Source organism: Pedobacter montanisoli (assembly GCF_022809115.1).
Lineage (GTDB): Bacteria > Bacteroidota > Bacteroidia > Sphingobacteriales > Sphingobacteriaceae > Pedobacter > Pedobacter montanisoli.
In genome coordinates this window covers 791,637-808,667 of record NZ_JALGBH010000001.1, presented here as the reverse complement: position 1 = coordinate 808,667, position 17,031 = coordinate 791,637, and the positions used below count along the sequence as shown (strand labels likewise).

Annotated in this window: 21 protein-coding genes; 6 read left to right on the top strand and 15 right to left on the bottom strand. The window is 37.3% G+C overall.

Going from position 1 to position 17,031, the window contains the following annotated elements:
* Positions 1–7: 7 nt before the first annotated feature.
* Positions 8–1,408 carry an aldehyde dehydrogenase family protein gene (locus MMF97_RS03590; protein ID WP_243359253.1) on the top strand — a complete coding sequence of 467 codons (1,401 nt, stop codon included), beginning with the start codon at positions 8–10 and terminating at the stop codon, positions 1,406–1,408.
* Between the two features lie 2 nt (positions 1,409–1,410).
* Positions 1,411–1,875: a DUF6265 family protein gene (locus MMF97_RS03585; protein WP_243359248.1), complete on the top strand. Its 465-nt coding sequence runs from the start codon at positions 1,411–1,413 to the stop codon at positions 1,873–1,875.
* Between the two features lie 28 nt (positions 1,876–1,903).
* On the opposite strand, the gene MMF97_RS03580 is transcribed toward MMF97_RS03585, so the two are convergent.
* The 9 genes from MMF97_RS03580 to MMF97_RS03540 all read right to left on the bottom strand — a co-directional run bounded on the left by MMF97_RS03580 (position 1,904) and on the right by MMF97_RS03540 (position 8,879).
* Positions 1,904–4,036, bottom strand: coding sequence for a multicopper oxidase family protein (locus MMF97_RS03580; protein ID WP_243359246.1), 2,133 nt, complete (start codon positions 4,034–4,036; stop codon positions 1,904–1,906).
* A gap of 9 nt (positions 4,037–4,045) precedes the next feature.
* Positions 4,046–4,261: a heavy-metal-associated domain-containing protein gene (locus tag MMF97_RS03575; protein ID WP_243359245.1), complete on the bottom strand. Its 216-nt coding sequence runs from the start codon at positions 4,259–4,261 to the stop codon at positions 4,046–4,048.
* A 119-nt stretch (positions 4,262–4,380) separates the two neighbouring features.
* Positions 4,381–5,205 carry a 4,5-DOPA-extradiol-dioxygenase gene (ygiD, locus tag MMF97_RS03570; protein WP_243359243.1) on the bottom strand — a complete coding sequence of 275 codons (825 nt, stop codon included), beginning with the start codon at positions 5,203–5,205 and terminating at the stop codon, positions 4,381–4,383.
* A gap of 73 nt (positions 5,206–5,278) precedes the next feature.
* The gene (locus MMF97_RS03565) at positions 5,279–5,851 is read right to left on the bottom strand and encodes a YceI family protein (RefSeq protein WP_243359241.1); all 573 of its coding nucleotides are present in this window, start codon (positions 5,849–5,851) and stop codon (positions 5,279–5,281) included.
* Positions 5,852–5,952: 101 nt separating this feature from the next.
* Positions 5,953–6,510 (bottom strand): helix-turn-helix domain-containing protein, encoded by a 558-nt coding sequence (locus MMF97_RS03560; RefSeq protein WP_243359239.1) that lies wholly within the window; start codon positions 6,508–6,510, stop codon positions 5,953–5,955.
* A 1-nt stretch (position 6,511) separates the two neighbouring features.
* On the bottom strand, positions 6,512–7,015 hold the full coding sequence (locus MMF97_RS03555; RefSeq protein WP_243359237.1) for a DUF3347 domain-containing protein: 504 nt from the start codon (positions 7,013–7,015) through the stop codon (positions 6,512–6,514).
* A gap of 34 nt (positions 7,016–7,049) precedes the next feature.
* Positions 7,050–7,859 carry a hypothetical protein gene (locus MMF97_RS03550; protein WP_243359235.1) on the bottom strand — a complete coding sequence of 270 codons (810 nt, stop codon included), beginning with the start codon at positions 7,857–7,859 and terminating at the stop codon, positions 7,050–7,052.
* Between the two features lie 6 nt (positions 7,860–7,865).
* On the bottom strand, positions 7,866–8,402 hold the full coding sequence (locus tag MMF97_RS03545) for a heavy-metal-associated domain-containing protein (RefSeq protein ID WP_243359234.1): 537 nt from the start codon (positions 8,400–8,402) through the stop codon (positions 7,866–7,868).
* A 75-nt stretch (positions 8,403–8,477) separates the two neighbouring features.
* A complete protein-coding gene (locus MMF97_RS03540) occupies positions 8,478–8,879 on the bottom strand; it encodes an HYC_CC_PP family protein (protein WP_243359232.1) in 402 nt (133 codons plus the stop codon).
* A 104-nt stretch (positions 8,880–8,983) separates the two neighbouring features.
* Between MMF97_RS03540 and MMF97_RS03535 the strand changes: the two genes are divergently transcribed.
* From MMF97_RS03535 to MMF97_RS03520, 4 genes are read left to right on the top strand one after another with little or no spacing between them, the layout of a single operon-like run.
* Positions 8,984–9,688: a peptidylprolyl isomerase gene (locus MMF97_RS03535; protein WP_243359229.1), complete on the top strand. Its 705-nt coding sequence runs from the start codon at positions 8,984–8,986 to the stop codon at positions 9,686–9,688.
* The gene (locus tag MMF97_RS03530) at positions 9,689–10,456 is read left to right on the top strand and encodes an exodeoxyribonuclease III (RefSeq protein ID WP_243359227.1); all 768 of its coding nucleotides are present in this window, start codon (positions 9,689–9,691) and stop codon (positions 10,454–10,456) included. It abuts the gene before it with no gap.
* Between the two features lie 23 nt (positions 10,457–10,479).
* The gene (gene hutI, locus MMF97_RS03525; RefSeq protein ID WP_243359221.1) at positions 10,480–11,721 is read left to right on the top strand and encodes an imidazolonepropionase; all 1,242 of its coding nucleotides are present in this window, start codon (positions 10,480–10,482) and stop codon (positions 11,719–11,721) included.
* A complete protein-coding gene (locus tag MMF97_RS03520) occupies positions 11,699–12,715 on the top strand; it encodes a formimidoylglutamase (protein WP_243359220.1) in 1,017 nt (338 codons plus the stop codon). Before hutI ends, MMF97_RS03520 begins: the two co-directional genes overlap by 23 nt.
* On the opposite strand, the gene MMF97_RS03515 is transcribed toward MMF97_RS03520, so the two are convergent.
* The 6 genes from MMF97_RS03515 to MMF97_RS03490 form a co-directional block, all read right to left on the bottom strand.
* Positions 12,678–12,839 carry a hypothetical protein gene (locus tag MMF97_RS03515; RefSeq protein ID WP_243359218.1) on the bottom strand — a complete coding sequence of 54 codons (162 nt, stop codon included), beginning with the start codon at positions 12,837–12,839 and terminating at the stop codon, positions 12,678–12,680. The two genes, MMF97_RS03520 and MMF97_RS03515, sit on opposite strands and share 38 nt — an antisense overlap.
* Positions 12,840–12,843: 4 nt before the next feature.
* Positions 12,844–13,413 (bottom strand): 5-formyltetrahydrofolate cyclo-ligase, encoded by a 570-nt coding sequence (locus MMF97_RS03510; protein ID WP_243359217.1) that lies wholly within the window; start codon positions 13,411–13,413, stop codon positions 12,844–12,846.
* Between the two features lie 85 nt (positions 13,414–13,498).
* The gene (gene efp / locus MMF97_RS03505; RefSeq protein ID WP_243359215.1) at positions 13,499–14,059 is read right to left on the bottom strand and encodes an elongation factor P; all 561 of its coding nucleotides are present in this window, start codon (positions 14,057–14,059) and stop codon (positions 13,499–13,501) included.
* A 131-nt stretch (positions 14,060–14,190) separates the two neighbouring features.
* Positions 14,191–14,823, bottom strand: coding sequence for an ABC transporter ATP-binding protein (locus tag MMF97_RS03500; protein WP_243359214.1), 633 nt, complete (start codon positions 14,821–14,823; stop codon positions 14,191–14,193).
* Positions 14,824–14,827: 4 nt separating this feature from the next.
* Positions 14,828–15,613 carry an acyl-ACP--UDP-N-acetylglucosamine O-acyltransferase gene (gene lpxA, locus MMF97_RS03495; RefSeq protein WP_243359212.1) on the bottom strand — a complete coding sequence of 262 codons (786 nt, stop codon included), beginning with the start codon at positions 15,611–15,613 and terminating at the stop codon, positions 14,828–14,830.
* Positions 15,614–15,632: 19 nt separating this feature from the next.
* Positions 15,633–17,027, bottom strand: a complete 1,395-nt coding sequence (locus MMF97_RS03490; protein ID WP_243361162.1) for a bifunctional UDP-3-O-[3-hydroxymyristoyl] N-acetylglucosamine deacetylase/3-hydroxyacyl-ACP dehydratase — start codon at positions 17,025–17,027, stop codon at positions 15,633–15,635.
* Positions 17,028–17,031: the final 4 nt, after the last annotated feature.

The following is a 17,031-nucleotide window of genomic DNA, read 5'->3' as shown; positions in this document are numbered from 1 at the left end:
ATGCCACATGAACTCAAGAGCAAATTTGATTTTTGAGCAGCAAAAAAAGCATCATCCTGCGGTCAAAAAAACTACAGCACTACAACGAATACATAAACTAAAAACGTTAAAAGAGAGCATCAGGAAGCATGAGAGACAGATTTACGACGCTTTAAGAAAAGATTTAGGGAAAAGTTCTTTTGAGGCGGCAGTTACTGAAGTCATTTTAATTAACGGAGAAATAGATTTTGCCATTAAAAACCTGAAAAGCTGGATGCATCCTAAACGGATGGGTAAAACGTTGAGTAATCCCTTTGCCAAAAACAGAATTTACTATGAACCTAAGGGTGTGTGCCTGATCTTGTCGCCGTGGAATTATCCTTTTCAATTGGTGATGGCTCCCTTAATCTCAAGTATTGCCGCCGGTAATTGCACAATTATTAAGCCTTCAGAACTGAGCCCGGCAACAAGTCATATCATCGGCAAGATTATTGGCAGTATTTTTTGTGAAGAAGAAGTTTCCTGTATCGAGGGCGATAAAGATACTGCTACCCAGCTATTGGCTTTACCTTTTGATCATATCTTCTTTACAGGCAGTACAAGCGTAGGAAAAATTGTAATGGAGGCCGCAGCTAAAAATTTAAGTTCGGTAACACTTGAATTGGGTGGTAAGTCACCTGCTATAATTGATTCTACTGCCGATCTTAGAAAAGCAGCTCAAAAAATTGCCTGGGGTAAATTGGTTAATTGCGGGCAAACCTGTATTGCGCCTGATTATGTATTGATACATGAACAAAATGCTGATGAATTTATAGGATTGTATAAAGACTTTGTTCAAGAGATGTTCTTTATGGGCGATGAGAAAATCAATCCTTCTTCTTATGGCAAAATTGTAAATAAATTTCATTTTAATCGTTTAAAGACCCTTGTAGATCAGGCTATAACAGAAGGTGCGCGGATAGATCTGGGAGGGAAATTTGATGAGAAAGCCCAAGTGATTAATCCGGTGGTTCTTCGTCAGGTAGCACCCAAATCAGCCGTAATGACCGAAGAAATATTTGGCCCTGTATTACCTATACTGACTTACAAGGATTTAAATGAAGCAATTGATATTATTAACCAAAAGCCAAAGCCTCTGGCCTTGTATATCTTTAGCCAAAGTAAGAAAAACATTAAGGATATTTTACGCAGTACTTCTTCTGGTGGTGCATGTGTAAACGACGTCCTGATTCATATTGCAAACCCTAAGCTTCCTTTTGGTGGAGTAAATCATAGTGGGCTTGGCAGCAGTCATGGTTTTTTCGGCTTTAAGAGTTTTTCTCATGAGAGGGCTGTGGTTATACAATCAAAAATTGATTTTAGCTCCCTGGTATATCCTCCTTACGAGGGAAAAGGACGTATATTGAACTTATTAAAAAGAATTATTTAAGCATGAAAAGACTGGTTTTATTCTTTGTGATCTGTTTTTGCGCTATTAACTGCATAGCTCAAAAAACCAATGATTTTAAGTTTCTAATAGGTTCATGGAAGCTCGAAAATAAAAAAGGAAAAGTTCTTGAAAATTGGAAAATACAGGGTGATAGCTTAATTGGAGAATCTTATCAATATAACTATAAAAATGAAGGTAAATTAACCGAGTCCATGATATTGAAAAAAATTAATAACATATGGCATCTGTGTGTTACCGGATATGAAGCTGGTAACGAGGGCAGCACCAATTTTAAACTGGTGTCTTTTGTCCAGAAGACTTTCTCTTTTGAAAATAAAGCCCACGATTTTCCTCAAAAAATCTGTTACCAAGATCAAGGAAAAGAATCTTTACTGGCCTGGATTGAAGGGCCTGATAATAATGGAAAAACGCTAAAAATAACCTTTCCTTATAAGCGAAAACATTAGTTTTTTTCGCTTCCAAGTCTGGTAAGAATTAATAACTTAAGGTGATTCCTGCTCCAAAGCCCATATCGCTGTCATAATGCGAAGATATGGCCAAATTCCTGGTAGCAATAAATTTTAATCCGCCCATATACTCCTTATCTGTATTCCACATCATGCTTGCTCTTAATCTTTTTGAAACTGGGATATCTTCTCTCATAAACTGCAATCTTAGTGTTCCGTCATGGTAAACTTCTGCCTGCGCCTGTATAAGCATAGGCAGCAGGTAAGTAAAACCAGCACTAAACATTGCCCGGCTGTCTTTGGTATTCTTTTGTCCGAAAATATTCTTTTCGTGCTCATCTTTACCCATTTTACGGTATCTCCAGTCGAACCCTATGAAAGGCATAAACCATTGCATGCGGTCAACATATCTTCCAAAATGTGTTTCAACTTCATAGCCATGCATATTGTTATAGCCTAAACGCCATTCTGTTGTCAAATTCCAGCGGGTATTAGCCAGCATGGCCATACCGTCATTTCCATTGCTTGCAAAATCATTCTCTGCCATAAAATGAAACATCCTATCGTCTGCATACAATTTACGTTGGGCGTATTTAGGGTCAGGTATCTCCGGATTTTTAGGTGAGTTCTCATAACTGAAAATTCTGCCCATACCACTCATCATATGGTACAATATATGGCAATGGAAGAACCAATCGCCACTGGTATTGGCGGCAAATTCAATGGTATCTCGTTCCATTGGCATAATATCCAATACATTTTTTAATGGTGCATTTTTACCTTGCTTGTTTAACAGCCTGAAATCATGCCCATGTAAGTGCATAGGGTGTCGCATCATGCTATTATTGTATAAAATGATGCGTACATTTTCTCCTTTTTTAATCAGGATACGATCTGTTTCTGAAACAGTTTTATTATCTATGGTCCACACATAACGGCTCATGTTCCCTGTCAATTCAAAACTAAGTTCTTTTACCGGCCCCTTGGGCAAGGTTGTTTCTTCGGGAGATTTCAGCATGTCATAATTCAGCGTTATCGGCATCTCTCCTTCTGCTTCAGGATACATTACCGTATTCATGTCCATAACTTGATTCTGCATTTTCATACCTTTCATCTCTATGATATTGCCCTTCGTATCCATCATATCATTCATCATCTTCATGCCTTCAAAATATTTCAGCTTAGGCATTTTTACAGCCTCAACCTTTTCTCCCGAGCCCAGCCATAAAGAAGCATGTTTTGTTCTGTCTTCAGGCGTTACCAGAAATTCATAGCTTTTGTTCTCAGGAATAGTAAGTTCTACATCATAGGTTTCAGAAACTGCGATTAAAAGTCGGTCAACCTCAACAGGAACCACATCATTGCCATCATTTGCAATCACTCTGATTTTGCCTCCGGCATAATTTAACCAGAAATAGGAAGAAGCACCAGCGTTTGCAATCCTCAATTTTATTTTATCTCCCGCTTTTAGGTTCTTATATTCTGAGCTAGGTTTTCCGTTAACCAAAAACCTGTCATAGTACACATCACTTACATCCATGGCGGTCATTCGTTTCCATTCATTTGTAATCTTAGTACCCAAATGACCTGCTCTTATCGCTTCTGCGTAACTCTGTGTTGTCCCTTTTTTAATGGCAAACCAATCTGAAGCATTGTGCAAGCTCCTGTCAATCTCTTCGGGCTTCATATCTGCCCATTCACTTAATACAACTGGAAGTGTTTTGATGGAAGGTTCATGCTTTTTATTGAGAATCATAGCGCCGTACATGCCAATCTGTTCTTGAAAACCACTATGGCTATGGTACCAGTAGGTTCCATTCTGAATGATAGGGAAACGATACAGATGAGTTGTATTGGGTTTAATTGGCATTTGTGTTAAATACGGAACGCCATCATATTGGTTGGGCAAAAACAATCCGTGCCAGTGCAAAGCTGTTTCTTCTTTAAGTTTGTTATGTACGTAAATTTCTGCGGTATCGCCCTCGGTAAAGGTTAGTGTTGGCATTGGGATGCTTCCATTTACAGCTATCGCTCTTTTTACCTTACCTGTATAGTTAACAAGGGTATCGGTTACATATAAATCATATCTAACCACTTTTTGTGCTTTAGCCACATTGCCTATCTGCAATAGCAGTGCAATACCTAACAGAAAATAACGCATAAGCCTTAATTAAATTTGTTCGCTGATCTGATAGTTTGAGGTTACACCTCCAAGTGCTTCCTGAAGTTTATCAGTTGCCACATGTTTGTCCATTGTAATTACAGCGGTATTGGTGTCTTTTGAAGGGATAACTTCTGTAATTTCAGGGATAGCCATTAATTTGGTTTTCACGGCATTTTCACAGCCAGAACAGGTCATGCCTGTTACGTTATAAGTATGTTTCATGATCAATAATTTTGATATACAAAGTTATTACAACACACAGGGCAGGTTGTTATACATTAAGCATAAAAGTTTATAAAATTTTATGCTGTTTCAGAAAAATAGACTTTAAGTTAAATCTTTTAAGCGATTAAAACCGAGGTCATAGTTAAAGAACCTCCTACTTCTTTATCGTTAAAAAGCAATGTGTTTTCTTTTTCTCCTTGTAGCGCAAGACTGTAGATCAATGGTAAATAATGCTCAGGTGTTGGTACCGCCAGACGAGCCTCGCTCCCCATATTCTGATAATTGATTAAAGTTTGATGATCACGATTTATGATTGCTTTTTTAAAGCGATGACTTGCTTCTATAGCCCAGTCGTATCCGCCGCCATGGATCATTTCCCAGCTCATCATCCTTAAATTGTGAACAATGTTTCCACTACCTAATATCAATACGCCCTTTTTACGCAATGCTATAAGTTCTTTGGCTAAATTATAATGATAGGCTGGACCTTGTGTAAAATCGATACTCAACTGCAAAACGGGAATATTTGCTTCTGGATACATATGACGAACCACTGTCCAGGCACCATGATCCAATCCCCAATCGTGATCTAGTTCTACATGGGCAGAAGTTAGTAATTCTGCCGTTTCGCGAGCTAAAATAGGGTTTCCGGGAGCAGGATACTGCACATCGAATAAAGCTTGCGGGAAACCTCCAAAATCGTGTATGGTAGACGGGAAATCCATTGCTGTTATCTTAGTGCCCCTGGTAAACCAATGCGCAGAAATTACCAATACCGCAGCGGGTTTTTCTATTCCTTGCGCTGCATTGGCCCAATTGGCGCTGAATTCATTATTTTCAATACCGTTCATAGGCGAACCATGCCCCATAAACAAAACCGGCATTGTATCTGTTTTTGCTAGATTTTGCGTAAAGTTTTTAAACTGATTTAAGGTTTCCATATCTCATCCCCTCAAAAAAAATAAGCTTGTTAAGTAAACCTAACAAGCTTATATCTAATTAATTTTTATGTTATTATTTAGATTTTACAAACTGTAGGTTTAAAGTAATATCTACATCTTTTGCTACCCCTGTACCTGTAGGGTCATATTTTATGTTGTAATCTAAACGGTTAATCGTAGTTGTTGCAGCAAACCCTACTTTTACATTTCCTCTCTGGTCTTTCACTTCTCCACCGTAAGTAACTTTAAACGTTACATCTTTAGTTACATCCCTAATAGTTAATTTACCGTTAAGCTCATATTCATTACCTTTAAGCTTTTTCATAGATGTACTTTCAAAGGTCATTTTAGGATATTTCTCTGCGTTAAAGAAATCATCAGTTTTTAGGTGATTATCTCTCATCTCAACGCTTGTACTTACGCTGGCTACTTCTACTGTAAAAGAAACTTTTGCATCAGTGAAATCAGCTTTATCAGAGGTAAACTCTCCGTTAAATTTTTTAAAAGATCCATTTACCAGAGATATTCCCGAGTGTTTTACTGAGAAGTTCACGAATGAATGCATGGGATCTGTAGTCCATTTAGTTTGTGCAAATGCAGCAACGCTAAATGTAGCCGCAATTAAGAATAGAAATAATTTTTTCATAAAATGGTATTTTTAGGGTTTTTAATTTTTCTTCTTTATTTATCTTAATCATGCAAAAGTACAATGTTGGTTTTACCCGGTCATTGATGTATGATAAGAAATCAAATCTTATCTATGGTATTACGCTCACTACTGCTTTTAAACTGCGAAGGTGTTAAACCCGTTTCTTTTTTAAACTGGGCCGAAAGATGTGCCACACTACTATAATTAAGTTGAAAAGCAATTTCACTTAAAGTTAACTCATTATACGCTAAAAGTTCTTTTACCCGTTCAATTTTTTGTCTGATATAATAATGTTCAATGGTAATTTTGGCCGTATTAGAGAACAGGGAACTCAGCTGCGAGTAATCAGTACCTAATTTATCGCTCAAATAGCTCGATAAATTAACCTTGAGCGGCTCTACTGTATGGTGAACCAAATCTATGATTAAGGTCTTGATTTTTTCCGTAATGACTTTGGCCCGGTCTTCTAAAAGCTCAAAACCCACTCCGGCTAAGGCTGACCTTACTTTTTCCAGCTGCTCATCACCTATGGTTTTATCCAGCAAAGTCACCTCACCCAATTCAATATCAACAGGGTTAAGGCCGATACTTTCCAGCTCGGCCTTAACCACCATTTTACAGCGGTCGCATACCATATTTTTGATATGCAGCTTCATCTTATTTTTTAGCTATGGTTTCTGTTACTTCTCCACAGTCAAACATTTTGCTTCCAAAGAATGGATTTTGAACTGGTTTTACCTCATTCAACCAGCTTTTTTTAGCCATAGGACAATATTGCACATAAACCTCTTCGTTGTTTAAATTAAGGTTTTTAACCAGTTTAATCATCGAAGATGCTACGCCATCAAAGTTTTTTCTTTGTGCTTTTAAATCTGTTTCTGCTAACATCGGCTGTAGAGATTTTTTCAGCTCTCCGTTTACTTTATTCCAGTCTGCTTGTTGAGTAGCGCTTAATGTTTTTACTGGAAATTCATTAACCACTGTTAACAGTTTTTGCGCACCGGCACCTGCTTCTGTCGCATTATCTTTAGTTAAAGCATTTTTGGTTTCAAAATATGCTTTAAGTGCATTGTTAAATTCTCTTTTTGCACCTACACTCTGTGCATTTACATTTAAGCCTGTAATTACAAACAGGGCTACTAAATAAAATATCTTTTTCATGCTTTTCTTTTCTGTTTTTGTGTTTTATTCATTTTTATTTTAATACGTTAAAGAAGTTTAGCTCCAAACGGGCTAAATACATATTCTTTAAATATCTGTTTTGCATATCTCCTGCTACCTGAAATCTGTATCCCAAATCTATGCGGGTACGGCTGTTAAAAATAAACTGAACGGCCGGAGCAAAATCAAGATAAGAATTTCCGTTTTCGGGATTGGTTTTTCCTAAAACCTCAAAATAAAGGTTAAAGTTTGGCTGCTGATAGTTTTTATAGACAAAAGGCAACAGCAGATAACCTGAAGACAAACTGTAGTTTATCATTTTATCTGGAGAAGGCATACCTGCCACCTGCTTACTTTTTACATTAAAAGCCTGGTTATAGCCCACAGTACCCGAGAGGGCCAATTTATGCAACAATTGCGTAAATATAACCCCTGCCTGCCATCCTGAGTTGTCTCCCTCCAAATTGATGTCTTCTGTTGCTATAGGCAAATTACTTGTACTTACTCTTCCAAATACAGCACCTCTAAAATGGCTTTGTGCCTCATCTAAAGATAAGAAGCGATATTTTGCATACACACTTCCGCCCTCAACAGCGTATTTACCTTTTGTATCAGAAGCAAAACCCTGTAAATGGAACATCAAATTTTTGTTTAACCCAAACATCACTTCAGGCATTATTCTATTGGTAAATTTAGGGTTTATTGTGCCCTCTGTAGTTAAACGTACACCAATAGATTTTTTAGGCATGTTGCTTGCAGGTTCAGAATAAATATACAGTTCTTGTGCAATTGCCGAAAGGCTTGTTAATAAAGCCACCAGCAATATCAATATTCCTTTTCTCATTCGCTATTAAATGCTTAAATGGTAAACCCTGGTTTTTTTGCCATTTATTACACTTGTTCCTGTTGCGTAAGTATCTAATTTTAACTCTTTTGATTTTTGTTTGAACGTACCGTTAGAAACAAAGTTTTTATCAATTACCGTAACCTTTGTTGGACCGCTAAGCGTTTTGTCTTTGGCATTTACAAAGCGATAAACTTTGCCATTTACCACCGTTTGTCCTTTTGAATCAACTTTTGCATTATCAAAGTCAATTGTTGCATCCAGTTTTCCAACAGAAAAGCCGGCATCGATAACTTTTTTACTCAGGTCGTCAAAATTTACTTCTGCGTCTTTTTTAAATGTGATTACAAAAACATTCTTGTTCAGGTCTGGCTGAACATCGCCCACATACGATAATGATCTGATAGATTTTTCTGTAGCCTGCGAACACATTGAACAGGTTAAACCTGTAGCTTGTAATTCAACTTTAGAAACTTGCTGAGCTGATACTTTATTTATAGCAAAAAGCACCAAAAAGCTTAAAATAACTTTTAATGATTTCATGATTTTCTATTTTTAAGATTTATAAATTTTATTTGATAAAATTTCTTCCGCAAACTTTTGTTCACGGTATAAATCCTAAATTCTGAAAACACGGTTAAGCACATATAACCCAAGCTTTGGAGGTTCGGGAGGTGCTTTATTAAAGAAATGCGTTAAAACCGGCTGGTCAATTTTGGCAACATTTGTGATTACCGGGAAAGGTAAGGCCACATCTACCGAAAAAACCTTTGGTAGTTTAATTGCACCCGCCATTTGATGGCTGTCTTTTACTTTTAGATCTACCTGGGTATTTTTACAGCATTTGTTATCTGCTTTGTTTACCGGCTCATTTTTGCAAATTCCGCAAGCCGTTTCATTTGCGAAAAGATCAACCGATGCTAATTTGCCTCCGCAAAAATGCATACTCAAAGCCAGGCCCAATACACTTACAATGTAAAAGACACAGAGACTAAAAGCTATTTTTCGGTTGAACCTCATTAAATACAAATGTAAAATATTTTTTTTTAAACCTTAAAATGCGACACAGCCACCAAGGCTCAAAAATTTTAAATATCTTAGCAAGATTACTAATAAACCACATTATGAAAAGATTTTTAGCTCTTTTTTTTACATTTCTGTGCCTTAATGCCTTTGCTGCAAAACCTAAACATCAGTACATAAAGATTACAACAGAAAAGGGAGAGTGTATCATTATGCTATATAACGAAACGCCTTTGCACCGGGATAATTTTATTAAACTGGCAAAACAGGGCTATTTTAACGGATCATTATTTCACCGGGTAATCAAAAGTTTTATGATACAAGGTGGAGATCCCACTTCAAAAAATGCCCATCCAGATTCTCTTTTAGGTAACGGAGGCCCAAAATATACCATTCCGGCAGAAGTCAGAGACAGCTTATTCCATAAAAAAGGTGTACTTGCTGCTGCCAGAGAAGGCGATAATGTTAATCCGGAAAAAGCTTCGAGCGGCAGCCAGTTCTATATTGTTCAGGGAAAAACATTTACTGACGAGCAGCTTGATCAGTTAGAGCAGAAAAGATTGAAACACAAAATTCCGGATTATCAGCGTGAAGTTTATAAAAGCATTGGTGGAACACCTCATTTAGACAGAAATTATACTGTATTTGGTGAGGTCGTAAAAGGTTTGGATATGGTTGACCGCATTGCTGATGTAAAAACCGGAAAAGCCGACAGGCCTGTTGAAGATGTAGCCATGACCGTTACTGTTTTAAAAAAGAGGGAAGCTAAAAAATTAGAAAAAGCGTTAGGATTAAATAAGATTTAAATGAAAATTATATCATATAATGTTAATGGCATTCGTGCTGCTGCCACAAAAGGTCTTTTTAATTGGTTGCAAGCCACAGATGCTGATATGATCTGTTTACAGGAAGTAAAGGCTTTAAAGGAGCAAATTCCTGATATTATTGCTCTTATTGAGCAATTAGGTTACCATCATTACTGGTTTGCTGCAGAAAAAAAAGGATACAGCGGTGTAGCCATTTTAACAAAAATAAAGCCTAATCATGTAGAATATGGTTGTGGCGAAGAATGGATTGATAAAGAAGGTAGAATATTGAGGGCAGATTTTGACTCCTTTTCTTTGATGAGCCTTTATATGCCTTCTGGCTCTAGCGGAGATGAAAGACAGGCTAAAAAATATGAGTTTATGGCTTTCTTCAACAACTACATCCATGAGTTGCGCAAAGCATATCCTAACTTGATTATCTCTGGCGATTATAATATTTGTCACAAACCTATAGATATTCATAATCCAAAATCAAATGCCAACTCGTCTGGTTTCTTACCTGAAGAACGTGAGTGGATGGAGATTTTTATCAATAACGGCTTTATCGATTCATTCAGACATTTTAACCAAGATCCACATCATTATACCTGGTGGAGTTACCGTGCAGGTTCAAGAGGAAAGAACTTAGGCTGGCGCATAGATTATCATTTAGCTACGCGTGAAATGGAAAACAGCTTAAAAAATGTACGTATTTTACCCGATGCCGTCCACTCTGATCATTGCCCTGTTTTACTGGAGCTTAATTGATTTTATTACTTAGACCCTGAGTTATGCTGATTACCTATATTAAAGGACTTGTAGGTGTGCATGCTAAAGATGTATTGTCGCTTCGCGGCAGTGAGCTTGCACATTTGCCCCTATTAGAAAATGCTTGGCTTTTAATTAAAGACGGGTTAATAGAAGATTTTGGCGAAATGGAAAACATTCCCGCTGAAATAGCTCAAATTCAACCTCAGATTTCTGCAGAAGGGCGCTTTGTTTTTCCTTCGTGGTGCGATAGTCATACCCATATTGTATTTGCTGCTCCCCGCGAAGAAGAATTTGCGATGAAAATAGCAGGCAAGACCTACGAAGAAATTGCAACTGCAGGGGGCGGAATTTTAAACTCAGCCAATAAAATGCAATCTGCAACCGAAGATGAACTGTTTGAAGCAGCAAGCATTCGCTTAAATGACATGATCAGGCAAGGAACGGGTGCCGTAGAAATCAAAAGTGGCTACGGATTAACAGTTGAAAGCGAACTGAAAATGCTTAGGGTGATTAAGCGACTTAAAGAACATTTTCCTATACCTGTTAAGGCAACATTATTAGCTGCTCATGCCTACCCTACAATTTATAAGGAGAATCATCAGGGTTATATAGACCTTATTATTAATGAACTTTTGCCTCGAGTTGCTGCAGAAGATTTAGCCGATTACATAGACGCTTTCTGCGAAAAAGGTTTTTTCTCTAATGAAGAAACGGCACAAATTCTTGAGGCCGCAGCTAAATACGGTTTAAAACCGAAAATTCATGCCAACCAGTTATCTTCAACCGGGGCTGCACAGGTTGGTATTGCACATCATGCCGTTTCTGTTGATCACTTAGAGGAAACCGATCATGAAGTATTAGAAGCACTAGGAAAAAGCACTACCATTGGCACCTTACTCCCATCTTGTTCTTTTTACATCAATATTCCTTTTGCCAACGCCAAAGGTCTTATACAAAATAATGCCATTGTAGCATTAGCCAGCGATTACAATCCGGGATCTACACCTTCTGGAAATATGAATTTTGTGGTTTCATTAGCCTGTATCAAATTAAAAATGCTACCGGAGCAGGCTATTAACTCAGCCACTCTAAATGGAGCAGCTGCAATGGAAATCAGTGATAAACTGGGTAGTATTACCAAAGGCAAAACGGCAAATATTTTCATTACGCGTCCCATGTCTTCATTGGCTTACCTGCCTTACAGCTTTGGTCAGAGCCAGGTAGAAACCGTAATTTTAAATGGTGAAATTTATCATGGATAGTTTTAAAATCTATACACAAGAAGATATCAAGGCTCATGTAAAGCTTCGTAAAGGTGAAACCAAATTGGGTGAAAAAATCCAAATCCTCAATGGCTCCTTGTCAGCTCAACATCTTAAGATTTCTAAGGCCAGAGTTGTGATTTTGGGTATTCCGGAGGATATTGGTGTTAGAGCAAATTATGGAGTAGGAGGTGCTAAAACAGCATGGCAGGCATTTTTACCCGCTTTTCTTAATTTGCAGCAAAATATTTTTTTAAATGGAGAAGACATTTTGTTATTAGGACACTTTGAAATTGGCGAACCAGAGGAAGATGATATCGAATCTCTACGCCAAAAAACTGCCGCCATCGATGAGCTTGTTTCTCCTGTTATCGAAACCATTGTAAAGGCGGGTAAAATTCCTGTAATCATAGGTGGTGGACATAACAATGCTTATCCTATCATTTCGGGCACAAGCTGGGCCTTAAGTCAGAAAATCAGCGTTATCAATATCGATGCACATACTGATTTACGTGATGTAGGTGAGGGAAGACATAGCGGAAATGGTTTTAGCAATGCTTTTACACATAAACTTTTAGCCGGATATACAGGTTTTGGCATTCACCAAAACTACATTAGTGAAAGCCTGATCAACTACAGCCAAAACAATCCCGTAAAACTCATTTATTTCGACGATATTCTCTCTAATGACCAAAGCCCCGTAAACGGTTTTAAAGACATCGTAGAAGGCTTAAAAGGTCCTTGTGGCTTAGAAATAGACCTGGATAGCATTACAGGCATTTTAGCAAGTGCAGCAACTCCATCGGGATTTGAGTTAAATGAGGTAAGAAAAATGATCTTAGCCGCAGCAAACAAATTTTGTTATCTGCATTTATGTGAAGGGGCCTTAAAGCTTGAAAACGGACGAACCGACCTTTCTATCGGCAAAACTTTAAGTTATTTAGTGAGCGATTTTATTAAAGCTCTTCATCTTCATAACGCTGTGCTTCTTTAAGCATGATGTCTATATCTGCTAATTGCTGATCTGTAAGCGGATCTTCCTGTTCCTGCATTTCAAAAATTGCAATCATGGTTTCTTCATATTGCTTAGCATTGGTTATTTTAAAATCCGCATTCATGACATTAATTTTTGAAAATAATTAATTTTTGAGGTGTTATACAGGCATCAAGCTTGATGTCATCCAAATTTACATCTTTAATTTCATCTATTGCATCAAAAAGACTCAATCCTATTTTCTGCGTGTTCATGCCAGCTAGAAATCTGTCATAAAAGCCTTTGCCATAACCCACCCTGTTTCCTTTCTGATCGAAAGCCAATAATGGGATAATTATCATATCTATTTCTCCATGATAAGCCTTTGCTTCTGAATCTGGTTCAGGAATACCATAATTGTTTATTTTAAGATTCTGCTTTCCGGTATAAACATAGTTTTCCATTAAATTTTGTGCAAAATCTGCTTTAGAAATCAGGATTTTAATTTCAGGATGTTTTTGTTCTAGCCAGTCAATAAGCAGAAAAGTATCGGGTTCTCTCTTTTTAATAATGGGTAAAAAGATATGAATGGTTTTTATGGCTGTAAAATCCAGTAGTATAAATTGCTGTAAAAGCTGTTGGTTCAGCTTTTTAAATGCTTCTTCAGCAAGTTGGTTTCTTTGCAATAAAGATTTTTTTCTTATTTCATCTTTTAGCATGTGAACTAAGGTATAAAAAAAAGATGGCTTCGGGAACCACTCCGAAGCCATAATCAACCTAAACCTAAAACTAAACTATGAAAATTTATTTTACTCTTTCTATATAGTCGCCTGTGCGTGTATCAACCTTAACTTTATCGCCTTGGTTAATGAACATTGGCACTCTTATTTCAACACCTGTTTCTACAGTAGCATATTTTAATGCGTTTGTTGATGTATTACCTTTTACGGCAGGCTCTGTATATGTTATTTCTAATTCAACATTTGAAGGTAATTGTGCCATAATTGGCTCTTCACTTTCGAAAGCCACAATTACATTGGTACCTTCTTTTATGAATTTAATTCCTTCTCCAAACAAAAACTTCGGAACGTTATATTGCTCAAAAGTATTGTTATCCATTATTACCAAATGATCTCCATCTTCATATAAATACTGAAAATCATTGGTTTCTACGCGGCAAATTTCTACCTCTTCATCAACACGGAAACGGTACTCAACCAGTTTGCCTGTTTTTACGTTACGCATTTTTGCCTGATAGAACGCTCTTAAGTTCCCTGGAGTACGGTGAATAAACTCTTCTACCGTAACTAACTCTCCGTTGAAACGAAGAATATTTCCATTTTTGATATCAGATGCTTTTGCCATTTTCTTTTTGAAATTTAGCGTCCAAAACCCGCCCTTATTTCGTGGCGCAAAGGTATAGACATTTTTTTAATTATACAATAGTCTTTTTATTTTTTTATTTTATTGCTTGTAAACAGCTCTTGTCTTGACCTTTAAACCATTTTTGGTTTGGATTTATAGGCCATGATTTGAATCTGTTCTTTACAAAAATCATATTCATGCTGTTGGTTAGACCCCAATACAACTAATTTGTTTGCTGTAAATTTTTCTATCAAAGACAAATACCAATCAGTTCCCTGAACATCTAAATTAGAGGTTGGTTCATCAAGAACGAGCATCGGCGTATCTGAACAGAATGCCAAAGCAAGTTTTGTTCGTTGTTTCATCCCTGAAGAAAAATATTTTAGCGGTTTATCCTTTGCTCCTATCAAAGCAAGAAGATCTAAAACACCTTCCGCATTGAACCCTTCTACGTAATTTTTAAAGCTGAAATGAAACGCTATAGTCTCAGCAAGGGTAAACTCTTCAATTAAATCAAGATATGGCCCGGCAAAACTAATATAGCTAAAAACCTGCTCAGGTATGATCTCTTTATCTGTCTGATATGCAATTGCTCCTTCAGAGGGGCTAAGGCTAGCCATCAATATGTTCAACAATGTTGATTTACCTGAACCATTTGGCCCTAAAATAGCATAACTGTTTCCTGCTTCAAAGGAATAATCAAGACCCTTAAAAATCCACTCTTTATTAAATCTCCTGCCTATATTTTTTAGGGTAATATGCATCTATTTACATATTTGACCCAAAGCCACGCATTACCCCACGGGCAGAATTGCGAATAAAATCTACAATTTCGTCCCTGATTTCTGTAGGTTGAAACTCTGCTTCGATTTTATCTAATGCCTTGGTTACGTTATTATTCTGCACAAACAATACTCTGTAAATTTCCTGTATCTCGTTGATCTGTTCTGATGAAAATCCTCTGCGGCGCAAACCAACAGAATTTATTCCTACATAAGAAAGCGGCTCTCTTGCTGCTTTTACATAAGGGGGAACATCTTTACGAACCAAAGAACCTCCGGTAACAAAAGCATGTGACCCGACCTTAACAAACTGATGAATGGCCACCAAGCCTGCCAAAACCACATAATCACCAATGGTGATATGCCCTGCTAAGGTTGTACTGTTAGAAAAGATACAATTGTTTCCTACCTGACAATCATGTGCAATGTGCGAGTAAGCCTGTATTAAACAGTTACTGCCAACCACTGTTTTCCATTTATCTTTGGTACCTCTGTTTATGGTAACACACTCTCTAATTACGGTATTATCGCCTATTTCTACAGTAGTTACTTCTCCGGCAAATTTCAAATCCTGAGGAACACCTGAAATCACAGCTCCGGGAAAAATACGACAATTTTTTCCGATACGGGCTCCATCCATAATTACCACATTAGACCCGATCCAGGTTCCTTCTCCAATTTCTACGTCTTTATGAATTACCGCAAAAGGCTCAACAACTACATTATCGGCAATTTTTGCCTGAGGGTGTATATACGCTAAAGGTTGTATCATGTTTCTTTGTTGGGTTCGTTTATTTAACTTTTGTTATTTGAGCCATCATTTCTGCTTCTACGGCAATTTTATCTCCTACCATACCTATACCTTTCATCTGTGCAATTCCACGACGTATAGGCTCCATCAGATCGCAACGGAAAATAAGTGTATCTCCCGGTTGTACCTGAGATCTAAAGCGTACATTATCTATTTTAAGAAAATAAGTAAGGTAGTTTTCAGGATCAGGAACGGTATTTAATACCAGAATACCACCCGTTTGAGCCATTGCTTCTATTTGTAAAACTCCTGGAAAAACAGGGGCTCCCGGAAAATGTCCTTTAAAGAACTCTTCGTTCATGGTTACATTCTTAACACCAACCACATAGGTTTTTGTTAGTTCGATTACTTTATCAACGAATAAAAATGGCTGACGGTGAGGTAAAATATTCATGATCTGAACGGTATCATAAACCGGTTTGGCATTGATATCGTAGTTCGTAATCTTTTTCTTTCCTTTTTCTTTTTTGATAGCTGCTTTAATTTTTTTAGCAAATGCCACGTTAGCGGCGTGTCCTGGCCTTGCAGCCATAATATGACCTTTTAAATGAACACCTACCAAGGCAAGGTCACCGATCATATCTAAAAGTTTGTGTCGAGCTGGCTCATTCTGGTAGCGCAACTCCATATTATTTAAAATGCCCTGAGGGGCTACATCAATTTCTTTTCTGTTAAAAATCTTAGCTAAATGCTGTAATTCTTGTTTAGTAACTTCTTTATCAACAATTACAATAGCATTATTTAAGTCACCCCCTTTAATCAGGTTATGGTTAAGTTGGTATTCCAGTTCATGCAGAAAGCAAAAAGTTCTGCATGATGCGATTTCCTTTTTAAATTCATCAATTGTAGAAATTCCAGCATGCTGGCTACCTAAAACTGGCGAATTGTAATCGATCATACAGGTAAAGCGATAATCATCAAGCGGCATAGCCACAATCTCTACTTTCCGGTCTGGTTCTGTATAAGTAATGTTATGAGGAATGGTATAATATTCTCTGTCTGTATTTTGAATAGCCAAGCCAGCTTCTTCCAAAGCTTCAACAAATTTAATTGAGCTTCCATCCATGATTGGCGTTTCCGGCCCATCCACTTTAATCAGGATATTGTCCAGATCCATTCCTACCAATGAAGCCATTACATGCTCTACTGTACTTATGCTTGCTCCGTTCTGGGTAATTGTTGTCCCTCTTGCTGTGTCTGTTACATTATCGCAATCAGCATCAATTATTGGCTGTCCGGGAAGATCTACTCGCTGGAATTTAAATCCATGATTATCAGGTGCCGGACAAAATGTTAAAGTAACATTTGCTCCAGTATGCAGACCAACGCCTTTTAATGAAATTTCTCCCTTAATTGTTTTCTGCTTAACGTTCATGCTC